General features: G+C 61.9%; 11 protein-coding genes. 7 read left to right on the forward strand and 4 right to left on the reverse strand.

Features of this window, described 5'->3' with window-relative positions; genetic code table 11:
- Window positions 1–861: 861 nt before the first annotated feature.
- The gene (gene rpsU, locus ACTHL0_RS23530; RefSeq protein WP_006401410.1) at window positions 862–1,074 is read left to right on the forward strand and encodes a 30S ribosomal protein S21; all 213 of its coding nucleotides are present in this window, start codon (window positions 862–864) and stop codon (window positions 1,072–1,074) included.
- A 209-nt stretch (window positions 1,075–1,283) separates the two neighbouring features.
- On the opposite strand, the gene ACTHL0_RS23535 is transcribed toward rpsU, so the two are convergent.
- Together ACTHL0_RS23535 and ACTHL0_RS23540 are read right to left on the reverse strand one after the other, a co-directional pair.
- Window positions 1,284–1,712, reverse strand: coding sequence for a hypothetical protein (locus ACTHL0_RS23535; protein WP_440569386.1), 429 nt, complete (start codon window positions 1,710–1,712; stop codon window positions 1,284–1,286).
- Window positions 1,713–2,007: 295 nt separating this feature from the next.
- Window positions 2,008–2,607 carry a DNA-3-methyladenine glycosylase I gene (locus tag ACTHL0_RS23540; RefSeq protein ID WP_440569387.1) on the reverse strand — a complete coding sequence of 200 codons (600 nt, stop codon included), beginning with the start codon at window positions 2,605–2,607 and terminating at the stop codon, window positions 2,008–2,010.
- Window positions 2,608–2,847: 240 nt separating this feature from the next.
- On the opposite strand from ACTHL0_RS23540, the gene ACTHL0_RS23545 reads away from it, so the two are divergent.
- Window positions 2,848–3,747, forward strand: coding sequence for a BadF/BadG/BcrA/BcrD ATPase family protein (locus ACTHL0_RS23545; protein WP_440569389.1), 900 nt, complete (start codon window positions 2,848–2,850; stop codon window positions 3,745–3,747).
- 55 nt (window positions 3,748–3,802) lie between these two features.
- Entirely contained in the window at window positions 3,803–4,627 is an 825-nt protein-coding gene (locus ACTHL0_RS23550) for a Cof-type HAD-IIB family hydrolase (protein WP_440569391.1), read from the forward strand.
- A gap of 105 nt (window positions 4,628–4,732) precedes the next feature.
- On the opposite strand, the gene ACTHL0_RS23555 is transcribed toward ACTHL0_RS23550, so the two are convergent.
- Window positions 4,733–5,407: a histidine phosphatase family protein gene (locus ACTHL0_RS23555; protein WP_440569396.1), complete on the reverse strand. Its 675-nt coding sequence runs from the start codon at window positions 5,405–5,407 to the stop codon at window positions 4,733–4,735.
- Window positions 5,408–5,916: 509 nt separating this feature from the next.
- Here ACTHL0_RS23555 and ACTHL0_RS23560 point away from each other — a divergent pair.
- On the forward strand, window positions 5,917–6,216 hold the full coding sequence (locus ACTHL0_RS23560) for an H-NS histone family protein (RefSeq protein ID WP_440569392.1): 300 nt from the start codon (window positions 5,917–5,919) through the stop codon (window positions 6,214–6,216).
- Between the two features lie 265 nt (window positions 6,217–6,481).
- On the opposite strand, the gene ACTHL0_RS23565 is transcribed toward ACTHL0_RS23560, so the two are convergent.
- Window positions 6,482–7,549 carry a glycosyltransferase family 4 protein gene (locus tag ACTHL0_RS23565; RefSeq protein ID WP_440569393.1) on the reverse strand — a complete coding sequence of 356 codons (1,068 nt, stop codon included), beginning with the start codon at window positions 7,547–7,549 and terminating at the stop codon, window positions 6,482–6,484.
- Between the two features lie 594 nt (window positions 7,550–8,143).
- Here ACTHL0_RS23565 and flhD point away from each other — a divergent pair.
- From flhD to ACTHL0_RS23580, 3 genes are all read left to right on the forward strand, one after another.
- Window positions 8,144–8,464 carry a flagellar transcriptional regulator FlhD gene (flhD, locus tag ACTHL0_RS23570; protein WP_440536264.1) on the forward strand — a complete coding sequence of 107 codons (321 nt, stop codon included), beginning with the start codon at window positions 8,144–8,146 and terminating at the stop codon, window positions 8,462–8,464.
- A gap of 105 nt (window positions 8,465–8,569) precedes the next feature.
- Window positions 8,570–9,151, forward strand: coding sequence for a flagellar transcriptional regulator FlhC (gene flhC, locus ACTHL0_RS23575; protein WP_440569395.1), 582 nt, complete (start codon window positions 8,570–8,572; stop codon window positions 9,149–9,151).
- Window positions 9,152–9,340: 189 nt separating this feature from the next.
- A partial coding sequence (locus ACTHL0_RS23580) for a motility-associated protein (protein ID WP_440569397.1) occupies window positions 9,341–9,434 on the forward strand: 94 nt, incomplete at its 3' end.

The following is a 9,434-nucleotide window of genomic DNA, read 5'->3' on the forward strand; positions in this document are numbered from 1 at the left end:
CATTTTGCTTCCTCGTTTTGAAAACGGTCCAGGGACTAGGCTGGTTTGGGGTTCGGCGTCGCGCTTTCGCGAATGGCGCTGCCCGCCTGTCCTGGTTGTCGGCGAGGGCGAGAAAAAACTTTAGGGAGCGAACGACGAATTCGTGTGCTTTAAACGGGAAATTGGCTGGAGAGCCTTGATGGGTAAGGCTCTCCAAAAATCTAAACGTTTGCTAACTGATGCTGTTCGACGTCATCTGGAGGCCTGAATCGAGGGGGCGGCCGGATCTTTTTCGCGTCGATCGAAGCAAATTCACTGCGGCGTCATGTGGGTTTCACGGTGGTCCGACGGCGGTGGACCGCGCGGGCGAGGGCGCGGTGCGAGGCGCATTCTGTGGTTCGGTGATTCGATGGGCGGGGGCGGTGAACGATCACGACTGCTGGGCGCGGCTCGTTGGTATGAAGGGGAGCGGCGGGACTGGACGGTCAACAACGCAGGCAAATTCGATCAAGGGTGGCCTGTTGCTCGTTTACCTGATATCATCTCGGGTCGAATTGAGATCGCTGCCGTTTTCATTTGAGATCTGCCGCCCTTTCGTCGCATCGGCACGGCCCTGCTGGCCGGCCTCCGCGACGGGCTCGCGGTGCTTCGCGAGTGGTATTGGCATTGGCAGGTTCAGCTCCGGCAGTCAAACGCGGCGTCGGCAACAGGTAGGTGCCGGCCGGCGTGCGCGGTGAACTCTCCGCTCTCTCTTTTCAGGCCAGTTCGGCCGAGCCGCCGCTCGCACCGCATGAAGGTGTAAGGCGGCATGGCGGCGACGCCCGTCGGACCGGCGCGTGCGCGAAAGCGCGCTACGCATTTGAACGTAACTTTGGGAAATCCATGACGACCATTCTTCTGAAGGAAAACGAGCCGTTCGAAGTGGCGATCCGCCGCTTCCGTCGCGCCATCGAAAAGAACGGCTTGATCGCCGAGCTGCGTGAGCGCCAATCGTATGAAAAGCCGACGGCTGTGCGCAAGCGCAAGAAGGCCGCTGCGGTGAAGCGCCTGCACAAGCGTCTGCGCAGCCAAATGCTGCCGAAGAAGCTGCACTAAATTCGGCGCGCTGCTCGCAACGGGCAGCCAAGCACGAAAGACGAACGGCGGTGAGCTTCGAAAGAAGCTTCACCGCCGTTTGCTTTGGGGCGGCAATCGGCTTACCCGGTACAGCCGTTCGGGGATGCCCGCGCCGACGCCCGCCAATGCGGGCGGGGCTTCGCGGGTGTTCCGGGCGAGCGTGGCGGAGTGACGGCGGTCGCTCGCCCTTAAGCCGCGTTCTTTTCGAGCCGTTCGGCCGACAAAGCGAACTGTCGCGCGATCGACGCGAGCCGTTCGCGCCACTCCCATACGCCGAACGCGTCGTGCACGTTTTGTAGGCAACTGAGCAGGCTCACGGTCGTCGGATCGTAGATATTGACGCGCGCTTTGAGCAGCGCCTTTTTGAGTGCGGCTACGCCTGCGTCCATATAGGGCGGAACGGCGGTGGGCGGCTTATCGATGTAGCGCACCGGCACGCCTTCCATCGCGCTCATGTAATCGCGCGGGTGAATCAGGCGCCCGATGGGGCAGCCGCCGCGAAAGCCGTGATAGGCGCCGCCGCCGCGCGGCAGCAGCGCCGCCTGCCGTTGTGCAAAAAGATGATCGACGGCGTGATCGAACAGTTCCTGATGCGTCAGGAAGTGCAAGGTTTTCATGATTGTGTTCGGCTGCCTATGCGGAGCGCGTAAAGTCGTGATTCGTGACTGCTATAACGGCCGCTGTGAGCGAAGTTACAGGTCATTTTGGGATATTCGCTATCACGCCTCGCACGATCAAGCATTTTTTGCCGACTGTTGCGTATGTGGGACGCCGGCTGCGAGGCGAGCCGCCGCCGTGCCGGATGCCCGGATGTCCGGATGTCCGGATGCCCGGATGCCCGGATGCCCGGATGCCCGGATGCCCGGATGTCCCGATGCCCCGATGCCCCGATGCCCCGATGTCCGAAAAGCGCTATGCCGTCGCGCGTTTGTTCCGGCGCTTGGCGAGCGCTGCACAGCGCTCACGCGACGCGCAGCCGATCTGATGGTCATTGACCATGCCGATTGCCTGCATGAACGCGTAGCAGATCGTCGAGCCGACGAATTTGCAGCCGTAGGCTTTCAATGCCTTGCTGAGTGCATCCGAGGCCGGCGTGGAGGCGGGCGCATGCTCTTTGTAGCGTTCCCAGTCGTTTTGTACGGGCTCCCCGCCGACGAACGACCACACGAAATTGGCGAGCGAGCCATGTTCTTCGCGAATGCGCAGAACGGCTCGGGCATTGAGGACTGCGGCCTCGACTTTGGCGCGATTGCGCACGATGCCGGGGTCTTGCAAGAGCGCTTCGACCTTCTCCGGCGTAAAGCGCGCGACCGCTTCCACGTCGAAATCCTCGAACGCCCGGCGATAGTTTTCTCGCTTGTTGAGGATGGTCGACCAAGACAGGCCCGCTTGCGCGCCTTCGAGCACGAGCATTTCGAACAGATGCCGATCGTCCCGCGAGGGCACGCCCCATTCGGTGTCGTGATAGTGCTCGTCGGCAGCGGTTCTTACCCAGTTGCAACGTTCGGTCATGGCGATCTCTTGATGGATGGCGCGCGATGCGCGAGCGGTCGATTAACCTGCGCCGGTACCCGAAGCCCGCTTTGGTGCGACTCACGGGAAGGATGTCGGCTGCCGTGGTTCGAAAGCATAGCGGATCGGCGCGCGGAGGAAACTCGGCCATTCGGGAGATTGGCGGCGTCTGGCGGAGCCGATAAGCTTGTCGTCGGTTCTTTTCATTAGCGAGGCGGCGCGGCGCCGCGGGTGGCAGACATGGAAGCAACGCATTATCTGATCGGTATCGACGGTGGCGGCACCGGCACGCGGGTCGTCTTGGCGGATGCACGCGGCGTCGAGCTCGCGCAGGCCGCGGGCGGCCCCTCGGGGCTCGGCCTCGGTGTCGCGCGGGCCTGGCAGTCGATCGAAGCGGCATGCGCGCAAGCCTTCGCTTCGGCCGGGCTGCGGCTCGATTGGGCCCATTGCGCGCTGGGCTGCGGGTTGGCCGGCGTGAACAACCGGGACTGGCTGGCCGGGTTCATTGCGCAAGCGCCGCTGCTGGCGGCGTTGGACGTACAAAGCGACGCCTACACGACGTTGCTCGGCGCGCACGGTGGTGAGGCGGGCGTGATCGTGGCGGTGGGCACCGGCAGCATCGCCGCGGTCCTCCAGCGCGACGGCAGCTGGGGCATCGCGGGCGGCTACGGTTTCCCTTCAGGCGACGAAGCGAGCGGCGCGTGGCTCGGGCTGCGTGCCGTCGTCCATGCCCAGCAAGCGCTGGATGGCCGCACTCCGCCCGACGCGTTTTCTGCCGCGCTCCTGGCGCAGATGAATGTGGCCGATCGCGACGGGCTGGTCGTCTGGCTCTGCGAGGCGAATCAGACGGCCTATGCGGGGCTCGCGCCCGTCGTGCTCGCCCATCGTGGCCACCCGGTGGCCGCGGCGCTGCTTGCGCAGGCCGGCGCAGATATCGCGAAGCTCGTCGACGCACTCGATCCGAGCGCTGCATTACCGGTCGCGCTCTGCGGTGGTTTGGCCGCGCCGCTTGCCGAATATGTGCCCGCATCGCACCGGTCCCGGTTGCGCCCGCCGCAGACCGATTCGGCGCATGGGGCGCTCGAACTCGCTCGGCGCGCCAGCGCCGGCTCCCTGCGCGAATCCGGCACCGCGGCTTAAAATAGCGGCCGAATCATTTTCTTTTTTCCTGTCATACACCGCTTTGCCTCCCGCCATGTACAAGCTCGTCGCGACCGATCTCGATGGAACGCTGCTGAACAGCAATCACCAACTGGATCCGTTCACGGTGGCGACGGTTCGCCGGCTCGAGCAGTCCGGCGTTCAATTCGTGATCGCGACGGGCCGTCACTATTGCGACGTCGCGGGCATTCGGGACGTACTGGGTATTCGCCCTTATCTGGTGACATCGAACGGCGCGCGCGTGCATGCGCCTGACGACACGATGATTCACTCGCGCAACCTTTCGCACGAAGCCGTCCGCCGGCTTGTGCAGCCGGAGATCGTGGGCGGGCATGGGCGCGTCATCGTCAATTTGTTCGCCGACACCGCCTGGCTGATCGATCGCGATGCCCCGGAACTGCTCGCTTTCCATCAGGACTCAGGCTTCCGCTATGAAGTCATCGACATACGGGCGCATGACGGGAGCGATATCGCCAAAGTGCTCTACATCGGGGAGCCCGCGGATCTTGCCGAAATCGCGCAGCGCCTGGACCGCGAATTTGGCGAGACGCTGTACGTCACCTATTCCTTGCCTGATTGTCTGGAGGTGATGACCTCGAACGTATCGAAGGGCCGCGCGCTGCAATTCGTGCTCGATCGTCTGCAGCTGCATGCCTCGCATTGCGTGGCATTCGGCGACAACATGAACGATATCGATCTGCTCGAGACGGCAGGGCATCCGTTCATGATGAACAACGCGAATCCGGATCTGATGACGCGCCTGCCGAATGTGCCGCGCATCGGCAATAATTTCGAAGCCGGCGTGGCGCATCAGTTGCGCAAACTGTTTTCGATCGCCGACGAGCTTGCCGCTTCGTAGCCGGGTCCCGGCTGGCGCTGGCAATCAGAAGGGCCGAGCGCAAGGAATACGACGTAGGGAATACGACGAAGGGAATACTCGGCGTATTCACTTTCACTTTCACTTTCAGCGGCTGCTGGCAGCCCCCGCATCGGGCAATGCCGCACACGGGCAATCCTGAGCCCGCCCGTTCAGGCCCTCGCGATCGAGGGCGAAGGTGGCAAGCGGCGCGCCGCCTTGTGCATTCCACTCGAGTTTGACGACATAGATGCTGTCGAAATCGTCGCTTTGCCACGCTGGAACCTGCTGCTGCCGATCGCCGTACCGATTGATAAGCTTGCGCACGAGTTCTTCGATTTTGTGATGCTCCCAGGCCGTCACGATCAGCTTGCCCCTATGCTCCCGCTTGACGAGTGCTTCCCCCAGCGCGTCGATCTGTGCAAATCCGTAGGCGGTATCCACCGGCAAAGCGAATTGAATGGCGGTAGGCTCTATTGTCGCCAGCGGGCGGACGTAGTCGTACCGCACGCCGTGATCTTTCTTTTGAATCGAGGGATTAGGGGCGTAGATCGCATCGGGTTTGCCGAATTTGGCCGCAATGACGGCCGGTAACGCCAAGGCCCGGTTCAATCCCTGGCAGTCGAGCTGCCCATAACCTTTGGCAGGCTTTTCACCGTGCCGAACGAAGACGAGCGTTTCGGTGTCGAGCGATGCGGCTTGCGTGATACCTGGAGCCAACTGCAGAGCGGCGAATGCGATCGATAGTGCCAGCGAAGGTGTTTGCAAGCGGCGCCCCTTCACGCGCAGCGGCCGACGGCCTCGCCGCTCGGCATTCGGTTCGACACTGCGTGGCGCATTGGAGTTGGGCATGGCGCATCCTTGTTCATTCAGCGGCGGCGACGCGCCGTCGGCGGGCATTGCTGGCCGATTCTAGCAGCGGCGCCTGGGAGTGCGCGCGCGTTTGCCCGTGCTCGCTTCTTGCTCGGGAGGAGGCGTTGCATTATTTCGGAATGCTAACGACCGGCGTCGATGCATGGCCACCGCCTCTCATTCGGCGAATCGCCAATGCACCGCGCGCTTAGTGTCTTTCGAATGCCGGGCGAGCGGGCGCCGCATTGGTGCGCATGCGCTCCATTTGTCGCCCATAGACAGCCGGCAATTCGGCCAATAATGAGGCATTACGCACGGTGCACAGGCTTTTAAGAATTATCATACGATTTCGTGGCATATCGGGTAAATTCGGCATTGCCAGTGGCGTTCGTTCCGACTAATCTCGGAGCAACCAAGTTTTTCAATCAAGGGAGACCACGATGTCCCAATACGCGGAACTGAAGGCGCAGATCGCAAAATTGCAGGCTCAGGCAGATGAGGCACGTCGCAGCGAAGTGGCGAACGTGATTGCGGAAATCAAGCAGAAGATCGCGGAATTCGGGCTCAGCGCGCATGACCTCGGCTATGCCGAAGGCGCACGACGCGGCCGTCCGCCGAAGAAGGCGCCGCTGCCGGCGAAGTACCAGGATCCCAAATCCGGCAATACGTGGAGCGGCCGTGGCAAGCCGCCGAAGTGGATCGTCGGCAAGAATCGCGATCGTTTCTTGATTGAGCAGTAACGCGCGTCTTTCAAGCGGCGCCGCGGCCGGTGCGGCGCGCGGCGTCCCGCTGCCGTACGCGCTCGCTCCGAGCCGCCTGGCGTCTTTCTATTGCCCGCCGTTCATCCCCATGCTGAACCCGTGATACCGAATAGCGCGCGCTGTGAAAGGCGTTTATTACGAATTATTTCCCGCGGCCAATCTCCTATTTGCGCGCGGATGCGGGTTTCATTGCCGTCAATATCCGCTTCCATTGCATGACAGCGTCATTCGCAGCGCATTCGGGTTATCCCGCGGCGATACTGCGCAGGCGCGTTCGTCCCGCGCCTTGCTCGAGCAGGCCTTCATAGCACTTGATGTAGTTTCGGGCCATTGTCTGAGCCGTGAAGCGGCGTTCGAACTGGGCGCGAATTTCGTCGCGGGACAGCTCGTCGAGGCGCTGCAACGCAGCGACGGCCCCTTGCACGTCTTCAACGATATATCCCGTTACCGCATGATCGATGACCTCGGGCACCGAGCCGCGATTGAAGGCGATCACCGGCGTGCCGCAGGCCATCGCTTCGATCATGACGAGACCGAACGGTTCGCACCAGTCGATCGGAAATAGCAGGGCCTTGGCGCGCGAGAGGAATTCGGGCTTGCGTGCTTCGTCGATCTCGCCGACAAATTCGACGTGCGCTTGCGAAAGCAGCGGTTCGATCTCCTGCTTGAAGTAGTCCCGGTCCACCTTATCGATCTTGGCCGCGATCTTGAGCGGCATGCCGCTCATTGCGGCGATCTTGATGGCGGTATCGACGCGCTTTTCCGGACAAATGCGCCCGAGGAACGCGAGATACTCGGGCTCGCAATGCGGCTGCGGCACGAGTAGACGCTCGGGCAAGCCGTGATACACGGTATCGCGCCAGCCCGCTTGCGGTAACGGCGCACGCTGGGATTGCGAAATCGATACGACATTGGCCGCGCCGAAGGTGTCGAATACGGGCTGCAGCTCAGGCAAGTCGAGCCGGCCATGCAGCGTGGTGACCGAGGGCGTGTTCGCGTCCGCGAACAGCGAGAACGGCAAATAATCCAGGTGAAAATGAAGCACGTCGAATTCGGCGGCGGCGCGGCGAACCTTTTCGAGCAGCAGCATATGCGGCGCGAGCGGATCGCGGATCGTTGGATCGAGCCGCAGGGCTCGCGGCCATGCCGCTTCGAGCGTGGCCGACGTGATCGAATCGCCGCTGGCGAACAACGTGACGTCGTGTCCGAGCTCGACGAGCGCCTCGGTCAAATATGACACGACGCGTTCGGTGCCTCCGTAAAATTTCGGCGGTACGGCTTCGTAAAGCGGCGCAATTTGGGCGATTCGCATGCGTCAATCTCCTTTCTGGCGGGCGTCCTAAGGTGGAGCCGCGGCGACAATCGCCGCAGCCGGCCACTTTCGGGCTGCCCTGTCATTATCGGGAACGGGCCTCGCCGCTTTGAGCGGGTTTTCAAACCCTTAACCCTTGTTACAGGCCGAAACAGCAGGCACTCGGAAATTCCGCCATTCCGGTAAAAAAAGCGCGTTCCCATTTGCGGTAGCCGGCATTTGTTGCGGCGCAATGACGCGGCCTTCTGTCATCCCGGCAGCTGACGCCGATACAACGCCGCTCCATGGAGCGATTCCCGTGCCTGATCGGCACGAATTCCTTCCCCCTGCCTGCAAAGCCGCACGGGGGCTCAATGTCGGAAGAATTCCTACACGCTTTCTAGACATTTCCGGCATAGGTTGCCGGCGCTCTTCCTATTTCCACCCTTTTTACAATTCGACACAATTTGCCCAAGACCAAGAACGGGCCACGTTATGCATCGGGACTGCCTGTCACCGAGCAAACGTTTCCGAAGAACTGAGCTTTGTATGGGACCGGGGTGAAAGTGCCAGCGCACATGCCCCGCTCGACACTTTCGATTGACGGGGGGAATCATGAGCGCGACAAGCGAAATGCTCAGCGAGATCAAAGAAGTCAATCTCTCGTATTTGTTGCTGGCGCAACGTCTGTTGCGGGAAGACAAAGCGGTTGGCATGTTCCGCATGGGTATCAACGATCAGTTGGCCGATGTCCTCGCCAATCTTTCGTTCGCGCAGACGGTGAAGCTTGCGGCTTCCAACCAACTGTTGTGCCGGTTCCGCTTCGACGATCATGCCGTGCTTTCGTCGCTGGCCGACAAGGGCAAGGCAGCATCGCTCACGGGCGCCCACAGCGCCATCTTGATGGCCAGTCAACCGGTCGAATCGGTCAATTGACCGGCATCGGCCGTCCCTCGCGCGCGAGGCCGCCGGCTCGGGTTCGAATCCGGCCGCAGTTTTGGCACTACCTTCAGTATTAAGTAAGCGGGGCACACGGCCGATATGGCAACGAAGAGCGTTGTGCTCGAAGTCAAGGAAATTACCTTGGCCATTGAATTGATCGAATTGGGCGCGCGGCTGCAACTGCTCGAAGCGGAGACGAGCTTGTCGCGTGACCGGCTCATCAAGCTGTACAAGGAATTGAAGGGCGTGTCGCCGCCCAAGGGCATGCTGCCGTTCTCGACAGACTGGTTCATGACCTGGCAGCCGAACATTCACTCGTCGCTTTTTTACAATATCTACCGGTTCATGGCCGAGCACGGCGGCTGCGAAAGCATCCAGTCGATCGTAAAGAGCTATCGCCTGTATCTCGAACACGCTCAATTGAATGGCGACGAGCCGCTGCTCAGCCTGACCCGGGCCTGGACCCTTGTGCGGTTCTTCGAATCGGGCATGCTTCAGCTGACCTCGTGTACGCGGTGCCGCGGCCATTTCGTCGCCCATGCGCACGATCCGCAGCACGGTTTCGTCTGCGGGCTCTGCCAGCCACCCTCGCGCGCCGGCAAGACGAAGAAATCCGCCGCGGCCAAGGCGGAACAAGGCTCTGCGGGCACCGAGCCGGGTGTCTCGGAGCTGGCAGCGTAGCGGTCCGAGCCCCAAGCGCGCTTCGCGCTCCGCCCGGCAGCGCGGGATTGGCGCCGGCCTTCCCATCCCCTTCCCGCCGTCCTGGTTTACACGGCGTAGGCCGTCCCCCATTTTCCCCAAAGTTTTCGGCTTGCCTGCCGTAAACCAGTTTAACGACGGTCTCCCCGTCGCTCTTGTGAGGACCCGGCAGTGCTGATTTTCGTTGGAACACTCGTAACCGTATTGTCCGTCTTCGGCGGCTATGCGCTCGCGGGCGGCCATCTAGGCGCGCTAGTGCAGCCCG

Origin of the sequence: Trinickia sp. (assembly GCF_051961175.1) — a bacterium.
GTDB lineage: Bacteria > Pseudomonadota > Gammaproteobacteria > Burkholderiales > Burkholderiaceae > Trinickia.